11 protein-coding genes and 1 pseudogene are annotated in these 21,968 nt (G+C 49.1%); 7 read left to right on the plus strand and 5 right to left on the minus strand.

What is annotated here, in order from left to right; all coding sequences use genetic code 11:
* Positions 1 to 103, plus strand: a pseudogene (locus CHL74_RS16155) (ISAon1 family transposase); the annotation flags it as partial.
* 221 nt (positions 104 to 324) lie between these two features.
* Here CHL74_RS16155 and CHL74_RS05870 read toward each other — a convergent pair.
* A complete protein-coding gene (locus CHL74_RS05870) occupies positions 325 to 648 on the minus strand; it encodes a HipA N-terminal domain-containing protein (protein WP_094880238.1) in 324 nt (107 codons plus the stop codon).
* Positions 649 to 660: 12 nt separating this feature from the next.
* The gene (locus tag CHL74_RS05875) at positions 661 to 843 is read right to left on the minus strand and encodes a helix-turn-helix domain-containing protein (RefSeq protein ID WP_254923232.1); all 183 of its coding nucleotides are present in this window, start codon (positions 841 to 843) and stop codon (positions 661 to 663) included.
* A gap of 236 nt (positions 844 to 1,079) precedes the next feature.
* Here CHL74_RS05875 and CHL74_RS05880 point away from each other — a divergent pair, with 236 nt between their 5' ends.
* Both CHL74_RS05880 and CHL74_RS05885 read left to right on the plus strand, forming a co-directional pair.
* Positions 1,080 to 2,117 (plus strand): alcohol dehydrogenase, encoded by a 1,038-nt coding sequence (locus CHL74_RS05880; RefSeq protein ID WP_094880239.1) that lies wholly within the window; start codon positions 1,080 to 1,082, stop codon positions 2,115 to 2,117.
* The gene (locus tag CHL74_RS05885) at positions 2,110 to 2,904 is read left to right on the plus strand and encodes an MBL fold metallo-hydrolase (protein ID WP_094880240.1); all 795 of its coding nucleotides are present in this window, start codon (positions 2,110 to 2,112) and stop codon (positions 2,902 to 2,904) included. Before CHL74_RS05880 ends, CHL74_RS05885 begins: the two co-directional genes overlap by 8 nt.
* Positions 2,905 to 3,255: 351 nt before the next feature.
* On the opposite strand, the gene CHL74_RS05890 is transcribed toward CHL74_RS05885, so the two are convergent.
* The 3 genes from CHL74_RS05890 to CHL74_RS05900 form a co-directional block, all read right to left on the minus strand.
* Positions 3,256 to 3,774, minus strand: coding sequence for a hypothetical protein (locus tag CHL74_RS05890; RefSeq protein WP_094880241.1), 519 nt, complete (start codon positions 3,772 to 3,774; stop codon positions 3,256 to 3,258).
* Between the two features lie 70 nt (positions 3,775 to 3,844).
* Positions 3,845 to 10,312 carry a toxin C-terminal domain-containing protein gene (locus CHL74_RS05895; protein WP_094880242.1) on the minus strand — a complete coding sequence of 2,156 codons (6,468 nt, stop codon included), beginning with the start codon at positions 10,310 to 10,312 and terminating at the stop codon, positions 3,845 to 3,847.
* A gap of 32 nt (positions 10,313 to 10,344) precedes the next feature.
* Positions 10,345 to 11,472 (minus strand): hypothetical protein, encoded by a 1,128-nt coding sequence (locus CHL74_RS05900; RefSeq protein ID WP_141241248.1) that lies wholly within the window; start codon positions 11,470 to 11,472, stop codon positions 10,345 to 10,347.
* 1,591 nt (positions 11,473 to 13,063) lie between these two features.
* Between CHL74_RS05900 and CHL74_RS05910 the strand changes: the two genes are divergently transcribed.
* The 4 genes from CHL74_RS05910 to CHL74_RS05925 are packed head-to-tail and all read left to right on the plus strand — an operon-like array spanning position 13,064 to position 21,959.
* Entirely contained in the window at positions 13,064 to 15,313 is a 2,250-nt protein-coding gene (locus tag CHL74_RS05910) for a glycoside hydrolase family 3 C-terminal domain-containing protein (protein ID WP_094880245.1), read from the plus strand.
* A gap of 53 nt (positions 15,314 to 15,366) precedes the next feature.
* Entirely contained in the window at positions 15,367 to 18,486 is a 3,120-nt protein-coding gene (locus CHL74_RS05915; RefSeq protein ID WP_094880246.1) for a SusC/RagA family TonB-linked outer membrane protein, read from the plus strand.
* A gap of 52 nt (positions 18,487 to 18,538) precedes the next feature.
* Positions 18,539 to 20,065 (plus strand): RagB/SusD family nutrient uptake outer membrane protein, encoded by a 1,527-nt coding sequence (locus CHL74_RS05920; protein ID WP_094880247.1) that lies wholly within the window; start codon positions 18,539 to 18,541, stop codon positions 20,063 to 20,065.
* Between the two features lie 22 nt (positions 20,066 to 20,087).
* A complete protein-coding gene (locus CHL74_RS05925; RefSeq protein ID WP_094880248.1) occupies positions 20,088 to 21,959 on the plus strand; it encodes a hypothetical protein in 1,872 nt (623 codons plus the stop codon).
* Positions 21,960 to 21,968: the final 9 nt, after the last annotated feature.

Consider the following 21,968-nt stretch of genomic DNA (forward strand, 5'->3'; position numbering starts at 1 on the left):
TGCAGAATCTTTCAATGCAAAAGTCAAGCATTTCAGAGCACAACTTCGGGGTATCATTGACAAGAAATTCTTTCTCTTCAGACTAACAAGATTGTATGCTTAATCCACACACTTTTTCAGGTGAGCCAAACTTCTCCTGCACTCCAGAAACGGAAATTCGTTTCATGGCTATCAAGGCTCCACCTGCCTGACTTATCTCATCAATCTCAAAGTCAAGCATATGCGAAACCTTCTTACCGTCAAACAATCTTTTGCAGGCTATCGGTGAATATGAGCAATACCCTTCAGCAAGCGTGGATGGGCAGCATTTAATATCTCTCATAATCAAATTTCCTTTACCGTTAATGCTCCGATGGTGTCGTTTGTTGCGATTTTCATCAGAAGACTAAAGTAATCATTCTCGTCAAGTCGCCACCCTCTACATACTATTTTCCGATTGGCTCCCTCGGGCAGCATATTAGAAAAGACAGGGAACAAGTATTCTGATTTATAAGACTCTTCCCTTAATGGCATTGTTATAGAGATAGGGTCATTGGCAATATCCGCAATATAATCCTTGTCGTAAGTAAAGATATAGCCATGCCCAGGAGCGTCTTCCTCAAGAACTCCAGACAGTATGTCATGATTATAAACCTCTGCTCTTCTCATAGCTTAACTTCCTTAAATTGTTTTACGTATCTCATATTTAATCTCCATACCAAGTATATCCATTATCTTCTCTACTGTGGACAAGGACGGATTGCCTTTGCCGCTCTCTATCTGCTTAATAGTGGAGATGGCTACTTCAGACATATCAGCAAGGTCTTGTTGGGATATACCCAAAGCCTTACGCTGCGATTTCATTACATCTTGAATATTCATAAGTATAATATATTGTACCTTTTCGCAAAAATAAATAAAATTATCGAATAGAGCAAGAGAAAAGTACAATATATCATTCTTTTTATGAACTATCAATTTTGCAAAAATAGCCAAAACCACTGAATAAAGCAAGAAAAGAGCTTAATATATCATTGGTTTTTATTTGATTATTAAGGAAATAAGCGTATTTTTGTAGCTACATAAACATACGATAAACAATGAAAGCATATACATACATTGAGAGAGGTAAGTTTGCCTTGACTGACAAACCGAACCCCGTATTGTTGGAACCTACTGACGCCATTGTACGCGTCACGTTGGGCAGCATCTGCACAAGCGACCTGCACATCAAGCACGGCAGCGTGCCAAGGGCTGTGCCTGGCATCACCGTGGGCCATGAGATGGTAGGCATGGTGGAGCAGATCGGTGAGGACGTGAAGGGAGTGAAGCCGGGCGACCGTGTCACGGTGAACGTGGAGACATTCTGCGGCGAGTGCTTCTTCTGCAAGCACGGCTACGTCAACAACTGCACATCGCCTCACGGTGGTTGGGCTCTCGGCTGTCGCATTGACGGCGGACAGACCGAGTACGTCCGTGTGCCGCTGGCAACGCAGGGTCTCAACCGCATTCCTGACGGCGTAAGCGACGAGCAGGCTTTGTTCGTGGGCGACGTGCTTGCCACCGGTTTCTGGGCTGCACGCATAAGCGAGATAACGGAGGAAGACACGGTGCTCATCATCGGAGCCGGACCGACTGGCGTCTGCACCCTGCTCTGCGCCATGCTGAAACAGCCCAAGCGCATCATCGTCTGCGAACCGTCTGAGGAGCGCCGCCGCTTCGTAAGGGAGCATTATCCTGAGGTGCTGCTCACCACTCCCGACGAGTGCGAGGAGTTTGTCAGAAAGAATAGCGACAATGGCGGAGCCGACCGTGTGCTGGAAGTAGCAGGAGCTAAGGACACGTTCCGCCTGGCTTGGCAGTGCGCACGCCCCAACGCCATCGTCACCGTCGTTGCCCTGTACGACGAGGCACAGACATTGCCCCTGCCCGACATGTACGGCAAGAACCTTACGTTCAAGACGGGTGGCGTGGACGGTTGCGACTGCGAAGAGGTGCTCCGTCTTATCGAGCAAGGCAAGATAGACACCACGCCGCTCATCACCCACCGCTTCCCGCTCAGCAGAATAGAGGAGGCTTACAGCATATTCGAGAACAAGGAGGACGGAGTAATCAAGATAGCCATATACAATGAATAAGATAACAATGCTGGGTACGGGCAACGCCACCGTCACCCATATCTATAACACGTGCTTCACGCTGCAGACCTCCACCACCCTACTCCTCGTCGATGCGGGTGGCGGCAACGGCATTCTCACGCAGCTTCGCAAGGCGGACATCCAGATAGCCGACATTCATCATATCTTCGTCACCCACTCCCACACCGACCACGTGCTGGGCGTCATCTGGATCGTCCGCATGGTGGCGCAATGTAAGGGCTACGAGGGCAAACTGCATGTCTATGGCAACGACAAGGTGATGCGTGTCATACGCACCATCATCGACATGATTCTCGCCAAGAAGCAGTTGGCAAAGGTGGAGGAGCGCGTCGTCTTCCATGAGCTGACGGACGGCGAGAGCTTCGACGTGGGCGACATCCGCCTCACCTGCTTCGACATCCATTCCACGAAGGAGAAGCAATACGGCTTCCGTGCCGAACTGCCTGACGGAACCGTCCTTGCCTGCTTAGGCGACGAGCCTTACAACCCGCTCAACTGCCAGCACATCCAACATGCCGACTGGATGATGTGCGAGGCTTTCTGCCTCTACGCCGACCGCGACACCTTCAAGCCGTACGAGAAAAACCACAGCACGGCTCTTGACGCAGGAAAGCTCGCAGCAGAACTCAACGTAAAGAACCTCATCCTCTATCACACGGAAGAGAAGACCATAGCCACACGCAAGCAGAACTACACAAGGGAAGCCGCACAAAACTTCAAGGGAAGAATCATAGTGCCGGATGACTTGGAGGAGATAGAGGTGTAAGGGAATTACCTTAAATTAGCAGACTTATATTTTTACAAGTTTGTCTTCCACTTTACTTCCGTATGCGCCAAATGGACAAGGACGGCAAGAAGCTGGTGGCTGAATTTGTATACCGGCATGCCGTATGACAAGCTTTCTTTTGGATAGATTCATTTTTTCGAGGCTTTTGAACCTAAATCCCCAATGGGGAAAGTGGCGTTGTGTCCTAATTTGAACGTATTTGGATTTTTATCGTGCAGATATGCGTATGCGCACGATAAAAATCCAAAGAATATACGGAAAGATTTTGTCTGCAAATTTAAGGAATAGTATCACAACTTACATAAGTGACTTCATCAATTCTGAACATCACTATCTTGGATCTAAATATAAACCTTCTCGATAAACTATATTCTTTAAAGTATCACAATTTAATGAACAAGAAACATTAAGGTAATAATCATATCCAAATTTAATATGCAGTTTATGCTCTTTATTGCGTAATACAACATATATATATTCCCTCAAAGACAAACGTATTATGTCTGTAATCTTTGAGATATGAATTCTTCGGTTTTCTTCTAATAATGGCAAAGATTTTAATAATTCAGAATCAATGTTATAAAACTTAGAAGATTTAATACTACTGGTAATATATTCCTTATCTGCCTCTAAGTATTGTATTGTCATATACTTACAGTTCATCGCTTTCATAATAGACAGTATAACAGAGACATAACGCTGTTCTACTCTTAAATATTCTTCAAGAGTAAATAATTTACCATCGAATTTCTTACCAACATCCCATATACTTGTCCATTCATCTGTAGTATATATACCATTAGAATCATACTTTTGAGGGCTATATTTTACAATCTCATGCCAATTCATTTTATAAAAATCTTTAAGTTGTCAAACAACTTTCACTGCCAAAGTTTGATTTGGCAGTGAAAGTAAAAAACTAATCTCCAATACGTTTTAAAATAGCATTATAAGTACCCATACGTGTATGTTTGTTCTGTAACGCTTTTACGGATTTTCCCATTTTCCAAATGCCTCCATTATGTCCATCTACATCTGGCGTTATATAATTTTTTCCATTTGTATAAACGGGAATTCCGTGACTGAAACCTTTAATTTTTCTATATCCATCTGGTATCGGAGTTTTTATTCTCGTTGCTTTAGAACCTTTTCCTTGTGTAAAAATTACAGTATTTTTACCTGTATTCTTTGGCTGAGAAGATTTTTGAGTAGAATTAGAACTGTTGGCATTTATATGGCCATTTTTGTTGGTAAGATTTTTTCCAGCATTTGCCATCATTACAGCCCCATGGGCTGTTAAAACTACTCCCGTTTTTAAAACAGCGCCTCCAGCCACTACGGCAACCGTAGAAGTACCAACTGAAGGCCCTTCTGCAACAAGTCCTACCGTAGTGATAGTCGTTCCACTTGCTACCATAGTAGCACCAGTACCACTTTCAATAGAACCCACGGTTAAGCTGGCTAAATCACCAGTTGTTAATCCGGCATTGAAGTCCTTAGGGTCTGAAACATTTCTTCCTGCATATGTTCGAATATTGGTTAATCCACCAGTGGCATTATCTGCTATGGCGGCCCAAAAACCTATTACTTTATCCCACCAATCTTGACCATTAGGATCACTAAATCTTATAGGGTTGTTTCCAGTATAACAGTATAAAGAAGAATCAAAATATTTTTCCTGCAAAGGGTCTGTAACCATCCACCTACCCACGATAGGATCATACCATCTTGCTTCATGGTCCTGCATATTCCATCCGTACATAGTATCAAGTTCCTTGCCTATGTACTTGTATTTGTTTCGGCTCACACCACAGCGGTCGCCCATCAGAGCGCCGAATGGATAATAATGGTTCACCTCCTCGATGTTGCCGTTACCGTCCACCACGAGACGGTTGCTGCCAAGATGGTCCTTCACATAGAAATGCATGACTATGCCGCCACCTTCATCCACACTTGCGTAGCCGCCGTCGAAGAGGATGGTGGAAAGCCTGTCGTTGTTGTAGACAAGATTGGAACAGTAATAGTAATTGTTCTCAAGTAATCTGACCATGGGTGTCACCATACCGTTTGTCTTGATACTTGAAGAGGGTTTTGGTCTATAGGGCAATACCTGTGAATTGCCTTTTTTGTATGTAGAACGTATTTTTGTTCCATCTGCCGAATACGTGTAGCATACATTGTTGTCAGAGTTTCCCAATACATTCGGCTTGATATTTATACTTTGTGGCAGGTCCAGCACATTGTATTCAATGCTTGTTATTCCCTTGTTGCTGTCCGTCAGCATATTGCCGTTGGCGTCGTATGTATACTCCGTCTCTTCATTGGCGGCATCACGGAAATGCATGGCTCCGCTGTAGTTAGGGCTTTCGTCTGCTGCATCGTCTATCTTCACCACCTGGTTGCCTTCATAGCTGTAGGTAAGGTCGTCAATGGTTCCGTAGTCGCCACTGTCGAGCAATCCTTCACGACGGAGCGTAAGGATGTTTCCCATAAGGTCATACTTATAGGAGGTGGAGAAATGATTGTTAAGCTTGCCGTTTTCGAGATAACCGGCAGCTGTAAGACGCGACATTCCGTCATAGCTGAACGTATAGCCACGCTTGCCGTACGTGTCGCTCTCGTCGGCTACGGACCAGTCTATAGCCGAAATGTTGCCGCCGTATTGCGGCGTAGAGCCATTGTGCGGCTGCTCATAGAACAGGCTCTCCGTATAAAGGGGAGTGCTGATGCGTGTGGGCATACCGTGTAGGTTGTAGCTGTATTCGGTGGCAAGTGACGCAGAGCCGTTACGTCGGTCTGACTGCAGGCGTCCCAGCTCGTCATACCGGTTGTCTGCAAGCGTTACGCTTTGTCCGTTGTTTATGGAATAGCGGGTCTGCAGTGGACGGTCAAGGGCGTCGTAGGTATAGCCATAGCTTTCTTCCGCCGTCAACTTACCCGCCGCTGTGTGCGTAACAGCCATGGACAACGGCTTGCCGGAGAACGTATATTCTGTGACGGTACGGTCTTTACCGCCTAATATGTTGGAGGTCTCTACACAGGCAATGCGGTCTTCACTATCGTAGGAGACGACGGAGCATATCTCTGAAGGCGTGGCCTTGGATTTGTCAGTGGGAGAATTTAGATATACAGTAGCCGGTTCAAGCACAGCTGTCATCGTACCTGTCTTCAGGCCACGTGCGTTACGGTTGTCCATACGGTTCAAGCCTTCAAACTGCCGTAGAGTCAGAAACCGATAGTCATCATAATAGTCGGCTGTCAATAAAGACGGAGCCTGCAGCACTATATTGGAGCAATATCCCGTACTGCAGATTGAAGATGCCGCATTGGCATAGTCTGTTTTGGCAACACGTACGAACATACCCTCCACAGCCGCCGCGTCAGGTGCACCACACAGACCTTCCACTGCGGTACGTCCGAAACGGTCTGGAATGGAGAAATTCCATCTGTTTCTTTTGCGCAGGTTGCCGTCCTGACTGAACACGGTGTTTCCCGTAATGTCATTGATGTAATAAACGGGATCTGCGCCGGGAAGCTTCTTTTCCACAAGAAGCATGCGGTCGTCGTAGCGATAGAAATAGGCATACTGACGGAGGGGCACACATGAGCGTATGTCCCAAGAGTTCCCGCCTGTTTCCGTCATGCCGTCCAAGGCAGGTGGAAGGACAAAACGCAGTTTGCCCAAAGCGTCATAAACGTAATAAGTGTCAGCCGTAACGCCGCTGCTGCCATCCATGACATGGCGTTCGAGCACCTTGTTGCCTTTCCAGTCCGTAAAGGTCAACACAGTACGATTGTCTGCATCCACAGTCTTGACAACAGCCAGCTCGCCGTCAGCGTAACTGCCAAGGGTGCGGAATGTATAGTCGCTTGACTGGACAAAGCGCTGACAACGATACATTGCGTCGGACTGTCTGTTGCCGACGAAGGATGTGGTGTACGGTCGCTTGCTGAACGCGACTCCCGGCTGAAGGATGCGCACAGCTTCTGCGGATGGGGACAGCTCGTATTGTGACTCCCTGAAAGCAAGGCTGTCATCATACTCGGAGGAAGACTTTTCGAGAAAATCGTCTCGGGATATGGGACCGTTAGCTGCACTGCAAGGAACAGCCAGCCATTCCTTCACGGTACGGTCCAGTGCATCGTATTCGGTCAGTGTGGCAAGGTCGCGACTGTCCGTTGAAGCACCTCTGGCAACGACGTTTACCGGACATCCGAAAGAGTCGTAATATGTTGACGTGGTGACGGACGTGCCTTTTCTTGCTGACGTATAGGTATGCTCTGTCACCGAATTACAGCCTTTCAGCCGCTTCTCTGAATATATGGCGTAGTCGTAGGATTTCACCACATTGCCGCCCGTGTCTGATATCGTTGACAATCTGCCGCCGTCATAACCATAGCTGACGGTGCGCGTGTTGGGATAGGATATGGCTGTACAGCCCACAAGAGGCCTGTAGGCGTATCGTGTGACGAGCACTGAATCCGAGGACAACGCAGTCTCGGCTGCCTTTGGGCTTGCGGTAACAATACCACCTTTTATTGCAGCGACGGGCAATGATGCCTCCGTGTCCCACATGTACGATGTGGGAACGCCGCTGTTTATGCGTGTGGCGAGAAGATTTCCGCGACAGTCATAGTCGAGAAATTCCTGCCGTGCCACTTCCGTCCCTCTGTGTGTGATGCTGGAGAGGGAAGGAAATACGCTACCGTTTGTTCCGAAATAGGCATAGTCGTTCCTGACAATGACGGTGTCATTATCGTCAGATATGTACTTTTCCATAACCGGAAGCATACGCATGCCCTTACTGCTCACAGCCCTGTAGAAAGCGGTTTTCATGTTGGCGGAGCGATACCAGTTACGCTCCACTGTAGAGTTGCCGCAACTCAGGCGTACGGACTGCAGGACATGCAGATATGAAGCACTGAGGTCGTCCGTGGAGGAAACGCCGTAAAGCTCTTTCTTCTTGTCACGGCCGTCATACCGGTATGCTGCCGCTACGGTACGCGATGTTCCGTCTTCGTTGAAGGTTGTCACTATGGTTGAATCCTTGAACAGACGCCCGCTGATGATAGAAACGGGAAAATAGTTGAAGTCATCGTTGCTTTCATAGACTTCACGTGGGTTGCCTGACATTACAATGCGTGTGAGGCCCTCTACATATAGACCCGTATTTATCGGGGCGTCAAGGTCTGTGCTGTAGCGGTTGACGGTGCGTTCCATAGGCTCATAGCCATTGTCCGTGCAGCGATAGGTGGTCTTGCTGACAAGCGGGGCCTTCTCCCAGAATGACTCCCGGACATGTCCGTCAAGGATTTGCGGGCCGAAAACTCGTTCCGCACAGACGTACGCACCATCTTCCGTATGGGAAGTCTTTATGGGATAGCCTAAATAACGTTCATTCCTGTACTTCATGTCGATGATTCTCAGGGAATTGACGATGTAGGTGTTTTGTACATTGGACGTATCGAACATGTATTTTGTCAATACAGGCTTGTCCAATGACGTGCCGCTTGTCTTCTCCGTGACACAGCCATAGTATACGGTGGCGTTTTCAAGTTGGGCTCCGGGAGTGCGGCATGAAGTGGTAAACGTAGCGCCGGTTGTGTAGCTGGCTAACATACTCTGATAGATGATGGTGCCGCCGATGGAAATGAATGAAGACGGTCTGAGGCTCTTCAGCGGAAAAGTGCATACCGGATTGCTGTAGCTGAACTCACGGATACGTTTGCGCTTTGTTATCGGGTCGGTTACGGTGACTGACTTTATACGTAGACCTATGGAGACATAATAGTATACCGAATCTTCAGGCAATGTAAAATCAGGAGCGTCAGTACCCGGAATTACAGGGGCTGGTCCTTTTTCATATTCCTTACTCGGTTTTTTGTAGTCATCCGATGGTTTTATGCCGACATCCGGGTTGGTTACTGTTCCTGTGTTATTGGCAGAGACATTCCGGTCGTCGGGAAGGAGAAGCGAATCGCATGCGCTTTGCTCATACTCGAAAGTTGTCGTAGTTCCAAGACCGTCTGTTATTTTTTTCAGAGTATAGCCTTTCGCAGAATTCAGATACGGGATACGCAGCATGCTGATCTTGCCGTCCGTATCAAGAACGCTGAAACTTGTCCTTTCCGGATGGGATGGGTTATAGTTATTGTAACCGAACAGGTCAGTATGCTTCGATTCTTGCCCAGGAAAATATTCGAACTTCTGTTTGTCAATAAGACGGTTTCCGTCCTTTACAGACATGCCGCTGAGCAATACACGTCCGTCATTGGTGGACGTGTAAGTGAACGAAACTTTTCTTACTGTTTCACTGTCAGGCGAGAGCACACTCATGCCATTTATGGTGTGATAGTTTGTGGAGGAAAACTTGGCATGAATGAACTTTATGCTGCAAGTACGCGAAGAGATGGCGGTAAGGATACGCTTGTCGGGATACTCGTTATGGACGAACGGCGACAGCCCATCACTGCTGTTGCCTACACTCTCCGTGACTTTTCCACGGTTAGGTTGGCAATAGCTACGGTAGTCTGCGGATTTCTGAAAATCGTAGCGTGAGAACGGCTCCTTTTCATACTCGTAACTGATTGTGTCAGTGTTGTTGGCGGTTATAATACGGCTGAGATGCCATGCCGTTACCGCTTCATAAAACGGGGTATTTTTGTCGGTTGTCTGGTATATCCTTCGTATATAATTGTACCTTGTATGCTCACGTTCCGTGAAGTAATAACGGTCGCCGTCGGGTGTGGTAATGCAGAAATTGCGTACACCTTCGTCTCTGCTGTCACAGAACGCGATGATCAGGTCGGTTTGAGGCAGTTGCAGTATCCTTCCGCCTTGTATGATGAAACTGCCTGAATAACCGGCAAAGCTATAGCTGTAACGGTCATACCACGTGTCTGCGGTGTTGTGCAGGGCATCGGCAAGGCGAGATGGGTTGATGTTATTGTCATTATATGCTGTAGATTTGGCTTGCTCGTCCGGGACGCCGATTACAGAGCGTGATATGCATCCTCCTCCAAGCAGCGACCATCCGAGACCGGTCTCGCAATGTTCGTCGTCTGCCTTGATGCCTGCGGCGTGGTACGAAAGGGTTATGGGCAGACTGTAGCCGCCGACGGACATGGTGTAAAGAGGGATGTTTACTGAGAGTACGCCGGTGTTGAGGGCTACCGGGTGGTCCATGTAACGGCGCATCTGGGCAGCTTCAGGCGAAGGCAGCACGGTGCCGTCCGAAAGCGTATAAGGCACATTCAGAGTGCCGTTATTGATGAGTTCGGAGGGTGTAGGATTCTGCGAATATGCAGCAGGAGACACAAATATAATGGACAGTACAGCAAGTATCGTATACTTGACAGACCAAGGAAGATGCCTTACCTTTTTCATACCTTACATTTTTATGAATTGAACTACAAGGATTACTGAATGTTGAATTTCTCGGACGATACGCTGCCGTTTGCATTGATATAAAGGACGTACTGGCCTCTTGGCAAACCGGCGCAGCTGATGTCTATGGAGTTATTCTCGCCTGGTTGGTAGTCGCCTGTGAAGGAACGGAATGCCATGCCCTCAGAATTGGAAAGGACGAACGACACCGATGCCGGGCTGTTGACGGTGAACTCCACATGTATGTTTCTGCCGCTATCGTCCATGCTGCAATGATAGTCCATAATATTGTCGTCGGCCGCCTTTGACGGTTTTATGTAAGGCACATACGTCCCGTCCTTTACCTTCCGGCGTACCTCAATATTTGCCTCGTCAAGGTCAAGGTTTTCCTGTTCTTCGAGAGGACAGCATAAGGAATATTCTGCCACAGCCTCTCCTCTGTATGAATACAGGCAACGCTCCGCCACGGGATAACGATAGCCCGGCGCATACCATCGGTAAAAGTCTTCCTGCAATACTAAAGAGTCGCTGTTTATGCATGCCCGAATGCTGTCATCCGAAAAAACGCCGTAGTCGGACGGCACTTGCTCACGTGGAAAATAACTCACGTTCTCACGGCGGAGCGCATGCAGGCATATAACGTTATGCAGCGTGTCACCGTCTGCCGTAACAAGAGAGCCCAGCTCGTCTGCGCTAAGCGAATAGCTGCCACATGAGCGCACACGCAGCTTGTCGCAGAAAGTGCCCGTGCCATGGAACATTCCGCTTATACGATCGCCATAAGAGATAGGGAACATAAGATATGTCTGAGGCAGGTCATAATGTATATATGTCTGATTGTCCTCCCTTACTGATAGTTTCAAGGCATTGTCCTCAATGGAGAAATGGTTTAAGGCATTGCGTTCTGAGAAGTAAATATTGCAGAGAGAATCCTTTGACTGGTAGAATTTCTGTAAAACCGTAATATCGTCATCCTTCCTATGAATTGTCCATAGCTTTGCCTCCTTACTGTCTGTTCTCTCTTCCGTCAACAAGCACAATTCCTTCTTTATGACATCACCGCTACGGAACATGTTATGCAGCATGTCCACCTGTTGTGCAGTACAAAAAACGAATGAGCGGCACAGCATACACAATATTATGAAAACAGACTTTCCCATAAGGTATGGTTTTGTTTTATAAATTACAAAATTAATGAAATAATGTATAGGGTGTATGCGGGAAGTTGTTCTTTTAACAAAATTTGCACAAGAAAGAAAAGGGGCAATTACTCAGCATATGCCTTCTTGCCTAAAAAACATGTCTTCATGTCTTCTTGTCTAAAAAACGTCTTCTTGTCCGGCATGCAAATATCGTACAAAGAGTAAAAAGCTGTTACAAAATAAAAATTGATTCTAGAGTTCCGGATTGCTGTTTTTACGGTGTTTTGCTGTGCAAACAGCACCCGAGCTTAACAATAGCGCCACTTTTATCATGCAATAGTGCCACTATTAGAGTGTAAAAGTGGCGCTATTGCATGATAAAAGTGGCACTATTGTAGTGTAAAAGTGGCGCTATTGCAACCCAATGATGCTTTTTGGCTCCGTCATTCATTGCACATTTCTCTTCTCAGCAGCATAATCAGCTGTATGTCAACCCACTATCGCTGCACGCTCAAAACTCAAGAATTTCGCACCAAAGATTTTGTTGTGCGCTGAACGAGGAGTATTGAGCGTTAGAAATGCAAATATAGTCTTCGGCGGAACCTCCGATGAGTTAGAAGTTTGGAATTTTGAGTTTGGAATTGTGCGCCAAGGAGCATTGAGATCGGTGATATTACAAATGAGCTTGCAGTTTATCGGTGAGTTTGCTGCGGTAGGCAGGGCTTTGACAAAAACCTTTCTCCACAGTCCGTTTATGCTTTTCGAGCCTTCGGCAATTCCTTTATGGTATATATGGTCTTATGAGAACAAGTTCTCACGCCCATATATGCCATAAATGAATGAGAGGCTTTCGCCTCTCTCGAAAAGCACAAACGGAAAAAACCGTTCAAAACACAAGGTTACAAGAGGATGTGTAAAATTAAACAAATTGAGGAAAAAGGGCAAATAGTAGGAGCTAATGCCCGCGGCTCCTACTATTTGTATTACTTATTACGTTTTTTCCAAAATTTCTTTAGTTTTGATACCTTCTGCATCCTTGTGTTTTTATATGTTTTTCCGATTATGGGCGCGTGCTGTGCACAAATAAAAGGCTTTACATTAGGTTGTCGAGAACATGGTTCTCGTAAGACCTAATGTAAAGCCTTTTATTTAAATCCGATAGGATTTGCGCCCATAAGCGGCATGTGGAGAAAGGTTTTTGTCAAAGCCATACCTAACCGGATTTCGCTGATAAATTCCTGTTTATCGGCTTTTCGTTGGCGTCCGCCACCTTCACCCTCTTCATCTTCCCGCTCATTGTGGAAGCGGTGTATAAGAGAGTGAACATAAAGAATATATAAGATATAACGGAAAAGATGCTTGAAATGGGGCGGTAACTATATTTTTTTTTGAGTTACCGCCCCAGTTCAAGCTGTTTTTATCTGCAAGCCCATTACTTTACGTCCACTTTATTGCATACACATCAAAACTTAACCTTCATTGATTATCAGCGCTTTAAGAAAGATTACAGTCTAATATCATCCACTTTTTAAACACTCACTCTTTTATTTTTAGTAGCTGAATGCTAAATTTGCAGTCAACAACTAAAAACCATTACTTACACATTATCATGAGACATATCATAACATCTTGCTTGATTGCGGTGTGTGCTATGACAGCCAATGCTCAGCAGACACCTGTTTATCTGGACGATACACAGCCCATAGAGCAACGCATCGACGATGCTCTCTCACGTATGACTCTTCAGGAGAAGATTCGCGTCATCCATGCGCAGAGCAAATTCTCGTCTGCCGGAATACCGCGTTTGGGATTTCCCGACTTCTGGACTGACGACGGTCCTCACGGTGTACGCCCCGACGTGCTGTGGGACGAGTGGGAACAGGCGGGACAGACCAACGACTCATGCGTGGCGTTTCCTGCGCTGACGTGTCTTGCCGCCACATGGAATCCTGACCTTGCCGCACTCTATGGCAAGAGTCTCGGCGAGGAAGCTCTCTATCGCGGCAAGGACATGATTCTCGGACCGGGCGTCAACATCTATCGCACTCCGCTCGGAGGACGCAACTTCGAGTATATGGGCGAGGACCCTTATCTGGCTTCCACGATGGTGGTGCCTTACATACGGGGAATGCAGTCGATGGGAGTTTCGTCATGCGTCAAGCATTACTGCCTTAACAATGACGAGGAATATCGCTTTAATGTGAACGTCATAGTCAGCGACCGCGCTCTGCATGAGATTTATCTGCCGGCGTTCAAGGCAGCCGTAGAGCAAGGAAAGGCTTGGGCGATTATGGGCGCATACAACCTCTACAAGAACGAGCATAACTGCCACAACCAGTATACGCTAAACCGCATTCTGAAGGGCGACTGGGCGTTTGACGGCGTGGTGGTGAGCGACTGGGGCGGATGTCACGATACTGATCAGGCTGTGAAGAACGGACTGGACATGGAGTTCGGCTCATGGACCAACGGTCTGTCAGCAGGCACAAGCAACGCTTACGATAACTATTATCTTGCCACACCATATCTTAAAGGTATCAAGAGCGGCAAGTACACCACCAAGGAACTTGACGACAAGGTGCGCCGTGTGCTGCGCCTCTTCTTCCGTACGACGATGAACAGACAGCGTCCTCACAGCTTCCTCTGCTCTGAATCGCACTACGAAGCGGCCCGTAAGATAGCAGACGAGGGCATCGTGCTCCTCCAGAACCGCAACAACGTGCTGCCCATCGACCGCAACAAGGCGAAGCGCATACTCGTTGTAGGCGAAAACGCCATCAAGATGATGACCGTCGGCGGCGGTTCGTCGTCGTTGAAGGTGCAGCGTGAGACGCTTCCCATTGACGGACTGAGAGCCAAACTCGGAAGTTCGGCAGAGATTGATTATGCCCGAGGCTACGTGGGTGACGTGACGGGCGAATATAATGGAGTGGAGACAGGTCAGAATCTGAAGGACAACCGCTCCGCTGACCAGCTCATTGCAGAGGCTGTGGAGAAGGCCAAAAACGCCGACTATGTCATTATGGTGGGCGGACTGAACAAGTCGGACTATCAGGACTGCGAAGGACACGACCGCAAGCAGTATGAACTGCCGTACGACCAGAACCGCCTCATCGAGGCTCTCGCAAAGGTTACGGACCGCCTTATCTACGTAAACGTGTCGGGCAACGCTGTGGCAATGCCTTGGAAAAACAAGGTTCCTGCCATCGTACAGAGTTGGTTTATAGGTTCGGAAGCAGGCAACGCCATCGCCGATGTGCTGACAGGCGACGCCAATCCGAGCGGCAAGCTGCCCTTTACATGGTACGGAAGCCTCAACGACTGCGGCGCACACGCCCTGAAAACTTATCCCGGCACATGGCGCAACACCGATGACAAGGCAGCAGGAGCAGACCGTATCATCGACGAAGAATATAAGGAAGGCATATACGTGGGTTATCGCTGGACAGAGAAGAACCGCATAAAGCCGACATTTGCTTTCGGACACGGACTAAGTTACACCTCTTTCAGCATCAGCGACCTGCGCCAGTCTGCCAAAGAGATGACACGCGACAGCAAGCTGACATTCACCGTAACCGTCAAGAACACCGGCACGAAGCGTGGCGCAGAGACCGTACAGCTCTACGTAAAGGACGTGAAAGCATCGGTGGACCGTCCCGTAAAGGAGCTCAAAGGATTCAAGAAGGTATGGCTCAATCCCGGCGAACAGCAGGACGTGGACATCACCATCGACAATACAGCCCTCGCCTTCTACGACGAAACCTCAAGCTCATGGAAGTCGGAGAACGGCTTATTTGAGGCTCTCATAGGCAACGCCTCGGACAATGTCACGCTGAAGACACGCTTCACACTCAAATAAAAACGCTAACCGCAAGAATAAAAACCTAATAATATATATAAAAATCTAAGTTTATGAGCAAATCCAAGTTATTACTTACAGCCATCGCCATGACGCTGTCCTCATCGCTCTATGCCCAGAACCATAAGTTCGCAGGAACGGTGGTGGACGCCAACGGCGAACCCATCATCGGAGCAACAGTTAATGTGAAAGGCTCGAAAGAAAATGCCATAACTGACATAGACGGCCGTTTCTCCATATCAGCAGCTCCCGGACAGACACTTGTCATCAATTACATCGGATTCAGCCCGCTGGAGACAAAGGCTGCCGACAACATGCAGCTCATGCTCAACGAAGACCGCCAGACGCTTAACGACGTCGTGGTAGTAGGTTACGGCGTGCAGAAGAAGAGCGTCGTTACGGCTTCCATCGCAAAGGTAAGCGCCGACGACTTGGCTGGCACAGCCCCCGTACGTGTGGACAATGCCCTTAAAGGTCTGGCGTCAGGCGTAACCGTAACGTCGGCTTCCGGTCAGCCGGGCGCCGCTTCGCAGGTGCGCATCCGCGGTATCGGCACCATCAACGACTCAAACCCGCTCTACATCGTGGACGGAATGCCCATCGAAGGCGGCATCGACTATCTTAACCCGAGCGACATCCAGTCCATCGAGGTGCTCAAGGATGCAGCTTCGGGCGCCATCTACGGTACGCGTGCCGCCAACGGCGTTATCCTCGTCACCACAAAGGGAGGCGAGAAGGGCAAGATGCGCGTCAACTATAACTTCTCTTACGGATGGCAGAACCCGTGGAAACATCGCGATGTGCTCAACGCCACTGAGTATGCGGTGATGATGAACGAAGGTCTGGTGAACGCAGGACAGGCCCCCATCTACAACGATCCTTACAGCTACGGCAAGGGAACAGACTGGCAGGACGAGATATTCAATGACAATGCAGGTGTGACAAGCCATGAGGTTAACCTTAGCGGCGCATCAGACCGCGTCAACTATTACCTCTCTTTGGGCTATTTCCATCAGGACGGTATCGTCGGTGGCAATTATGACCGCTCCAATTATCGTCGTCTGACAATGCGCAGCAACACCACGTACACCGTATTCGACGACCAAAAGGAACGCTCGCTGTTCAACAAGCTCACCGTAGGCGTCAATCTTTCTTACGCCCGCGTCAACAGCAAGTCAATCGATGCCAACTCGCAGTGGGGCTCGCCGCTTGGCTCGGCTCTCTATCTATCGCCCATCCTCTCCCCCACTGTCAGCGGAGCGGAGGCAGACGCACAGGCAGCTCTCTACGGCAAGCAGTATATGCTTTACGACAAGCAGGGACGCATGTTCAGCATTCCGGGCAGCTCTTATCAGGAAATGAACAACCCGCTCGCCATGCTGTCATTGCCAGGCGACAAGAACTGGAGCCATAAGTTCGTGGCCAACTTCTCCGGCGACCTCAATATCGGCTACGGACTGAAATACCGCATCAGCTATGGTGCAGACCTTTCGTTCTGGGGTGCAGACGGATATACACCGCTCTATTATCTCTCTGGCAACAACCGCGCCACCATCACCAACGCTCACCAGTCGAGCAATCGCGGCACGGTATGGCAGATAGAGAATGTGCTAACATGGGACCGCCAGTTCGGAAAGCACTCCGTTAACGCAGTGCTCGGACAGAGCGCCATGCAGAATACGGGCATGAATCTCTACGGTTCGCTGCAGAACCTCAAGGACATCAACAAGCCCTACATGAACAATACCAACGCAGACCAAAGCCGTGGCGAGATGTCGGCAAGCGGTGGTCCTGCCTATAAGCACACGCTCAGCTCTTACTTCTTCCGCGCAAGTTATAACTACGGTGAGCGCTATATGGCTCAGGTGACGGTACGTCGCGACGGTTCGTCACGCTTCGGCGCCAACAACCGCTACGCCACATTCCCCTCATTCTCGCTCGGATGGAACGTCATAAACGAGCCTTACTTCAAGGCTCCAAAGTGGCTTTCTGCATTGAAGGTGCGCGGAAGCTGGGGTAAGAACGGTAACGACAACATCGGCGACTTCACATACGCCGCATGGACAGCCTCACCTTATAATACAGTATGGGGACGCGGCGAGAACGTAGTGAACGGCGTTCAGGCTGGCGCTCTTTCCAATCCCGACCTGAAGTGGGAGGAGAGCATCCAGACCGACCTCGGACTCGACCTCGGATTCTTCGACAATGCCCTCACATTCTCTGTAGACTGGTTCAAGAAGAAGACCAGCGGCATGATCATCTCTATGCCCATCCCTAACTATGTAGGCTCGGAAGCACCGCTCGGCAACGTCGGCGACATGGAGAACAAGGGCGTGGAAATGGAAATCGGATATAAGTGGTACGTCGGCAAAGCAAAGTTCCACGTAAAGGGCAACGCTTCTTATCTGAAGAACACACTGACCAATCTCGGCAACACATCAGGATACCTCGAGCTTGACAATATGCAGAACACCGGCACCATCACACGTGCCACCAACGGTGAGCCGTTCCCATACTTCTATGGATACAAGACCAACGGCATCTTCCAGACTATGGACGAGGTGAAGGCATACGTCAACGACAAGGGCGACATGCTGCAACCTAACGCCAAGCCCGGCGACGTGCGCTTCGTGGACGTAGACAAGAACGGAACCATTGACGCTGCTGACCGCACAAAGATCGGTAAGGGTATGCCTGACTGGACATACGGATTCACCTTCGGAGCGGAGTACAAGGGATTCGACTTCATGTTTATGATTCAGGGAACCATCGGCAACGACATCTATGACGCCACACGACGCACAGACGTTCGTCCCGCCAACCTGCCGTCATACATGCTCAACCGCTGGACAGGTCCTGGCACAAGCAACAAGTATCCGCGCTTCGTCGTAGGTGACGGCACCAACTGGCAGAGCTCAGACCTCTACGTCACGGACGGTTCGTATATGCGTCTGAAGAACATTCAGCTCGGCTATACGCTGCCGAAGAACATCACACAGCGCTTCTACGTCAACAATCTCCGCGTGTACGTAGCTGCAGAGAATCTCCTTACCTTCACCAAGTATGCGGGATATGATCCTGAGATATCGTCAGGCGGCACCTCACTTGGCGTCGACTATGGTGTCTATCCGCAGAGCCGCACATTCACTGTAGGCGTGAACGTCGGATTCTAAGAGAAATACAGATGTACGCAAATACGTTAAATCTAAAAAAACAGAAACCGTTATGAAATCAATAAACAAATATATAATCGTCGCAGCACTCGCTACGCCGCTCGCACTTACAAGCTGCTCGGACAGTTTCCTTGAGGTCACACCTCCCGACAAGGCCACCGTCGACGAATACTTCAGTTCATACGACCATATCATCGAGGCTATGGCTGCCACATACAATCCTATGCGCCAGTACGACTGGAACAACAGCCAGTATGCTCCGCTCACACTCTGCTCTGACGTTATGGGCGATGATGTGTGGCCCGGCGGTTCGGGCATCAGCGACAACCAGCACCTGCACAAGATGTTCAACTTCGAGTCGACGCAGAATTCTTCCGACGCTCTTTCCGGCATCTGGGACCAGAGCTTCAAGGGAGTGCGCAATGCCAATGACGTGCTTCGCTACATAGACAACTCAAAGCAGAGCCTCACTGACGCACAATACAACACTCTTTCGGCAGAGGCACGCACGCTTAGAGCGTTCTATTATATGCAGCTGTGGAAGTTCTATGGCAACATACCTTTCTATATGGAGAACCTCAAGGCTCCTTACATTGCCGAACAGAAGCAGGCAGATGAGGTTTACGAAGCAGTGATCAGCGACCTTGAGTCAGCCATCAGCCTCAACGCCCTGCCTATGAAGTGGGACGACGACAACATCGGACGCATGAGTCAGGCTGCCGCATACATGATTTACGCCGAAATGGTGATGTATCAGAACGATGAGGCACGTTATCAGAAGGCTCTCTCGTTCATGCAGCAGATAATCAGCGACACCGACAACTACGACCTCAACCCTGATTATGCAGGCATCTTCCTCGAAAGCGGCGAATGGACAAAGGAGAGCATTTTCGAGATTTGCTATAAGGACGACAATGCTGTGCGTGCATGGGGCGACGGCGTGGTCAATGCAGGCGGAACCATCTATCCGCGCCTTATCGGTCCGGCTGGCGGTGTGCCAGAGGACGGAGTGGACAACGGATGGGGATTCGAACCCGTTCGCGAGGAAACTTACAATATGTTTGCCGAAGGCGACAGCCGTCGCGACGCAACAGTATATGATGCCCGCAAGGCTTCTTACACGAAGCGTTATCAGGACACCGGACTGTGGCTTAAGAAGTATCTGCCTTACACGGAGAACAACAAGGACCAGAAGGCTGACGGCGACCTCAACTTCAACAACAACCTGCGCATCTATCGCTTTGCTGAGACACTGCTCAATGCAGCAGAATTGCTCGTACGTACCAACGGCGACCAGACCAAGGCACAGGAATATCTCAATCGTGTTCATCACCGTGCAGGACTGACCGACAACCGTGCAGCCACCATTGACAACATCATCGACGAGCGTCATCTTGAGTTTGTGGGCGAAGGCAAGCGTTATTGGGATCTTGTACGCACCGGCAAGGCTGCCTCTACACTTACTCCTGATGCTTACGGTTACCGCACAAACACATGGAGCGAGAGCAAGAAGTATCTGCCAATACCGCTGAGCGAGATTGACGCCGCACACGGAACACTAAAGCAGAACAATTATTAAAATCTAAAAAAACAACGAGACTATGAAACTCAACAAGATATACACTCTGGCTCTTGCCGCCCTTTCCTTGGCGGCTTGCAGCCCCGAGGATTTCGACGGCGTGTCGGAAGCAGGTCTGCCCGTAGCCGAAAACGCTAAAGTGACAGCAACCGTAGACGAAGCCACCAACACCGTAACCTTCAATCTCGAAGGCGACGGCATCTATCCGATGTGGTACATTCCGGTGGACGGCAAGGAAGTGACAAAGAATCCTGTATACTCCACTCTCAACCCTCTGCAGAAGATCTGGAGCAATGCCGGCGACTATAAGATTTGTTATCGCGTTGGCAACCATAACGGTCTGTCGCAGGGTATGGGCGAGACAACATTCCACATTGCCAACTCACTAACCAACTACGACGAGCTGCTTGCCATGCTTTGCGGCAAGGAATGGCGCATTGCCTCTACCGAAGCAGCCCACATGGGTTGCGGTCCTTCAGGTACGGACGGCACAGAATGGTGGTCAGCAAAGCCTAACGACAAGGCAGGTTTCGGCGTTTACGATGACCGCATCAGCTTTGGCACCGACTATTCATACACATACGATCCGGGCGACGGCGGAACAGTATACGTCAACAAGGATTGTAGCGTGCTCGGCGGACCGAAGTCAGAAGACTTCATGGTTACTGTTGACGGCAAGAAGAAGAGTTCGTTCAAGCTCTCCACAGAGGGCGAGGACATCTATATGACAATGCCTGCCGGCACTTATTTCCCTTACATTCCAGCAGACGGCGCATTCAACGGTGAGCTGAAACTGCGCATCGAGAGTCTTGTGGGCAGCACAATGACGCTCGTCTGGGACAACGGCGAAATAGCATGGCATTACATTCTGACCAATGCTGACGAAGGATTCCAGGGATTCAACGCTGCAAGCGACTGCAACCTATGGAAGTCATGCCAGTACAGCAATACGTTCTACTATGCTCCAGGTTGGGCGCAGATAGCTGATCCTACGCTTACTGCCGACGGCAACAAGTATGTCATAGAGCTGCCCACCGCCACTACAGACCAGTGGCAGGCACAGGTGCACTTCCACACTGATATGGCTACCAACGCAGACAATTCGTACGACTTCTCTGCCAAGCTGCTCTCTTCCACCGACCACAACAATGTTACTGTCAAGCTTACCAAGGAAGGCGATGACAATACTTACTACTTCATGGAGAACATTCAGCTCAAGGCTGGTCAGGAATACATATTCTATAAGAGCAATATGGCTGGCATAGACATGGACAAGATAAATCTCGTGTTCGACTTCGGTGGAAATGCTGAGAACACAAAGATAACCGTACGCGACATTGACCTGCAGGAGCATGGCTGCGATGGCATTGAGGCACCGGCAGAGGATGAAGACAAGACAGTGTATACGTATGACAGCGAGTCGAACCTGTGGAAGACATACGTAGACGATAAGGGCAACGAAGGATTCACCACCACATTCTTCTATGCTCCGGAATGGAACCAGATTGCCGATCCCGACTTCTCTGTCAACAACGGCAAGTACACCGTGGTTCTGCCTGAGGCAACAAGCGACCAGTGGCAGGCTCAGGTGCATGTAGTGACCGGCATCCCTGCCGAGGCAGACACCGAGTACGACTTCTCTTGCAAGTTCCTCGCAAAGAAGGACATCAATGGCGTGACAGTAAAACTCACCGACACGGCCAGCGACGACAACTTCTTCTTTGCCAACCGCTACGACCTCAAGGCTGGCACAGAGTATCAGGTGAAGATCCCTGCCGTGAAAATGGGAAAAGGCAAGGCAGACGCCCTTAAGCTTGTGTTCGACTTCGGTGGTTGTCCTGCCGATGAGAAGATCGACATCTACAATATCATATTACAGAAGACAGCAAAATAAAAACGCAAT

It is taken from the genome of Prevotella sp. 885, from assembly GCF_002265625.1.
Classification (GTDB): Bacteria; Bacteroidota; Bacteroidia; order Bacteroidales; family Bacteroidaceae; genus Prevotella.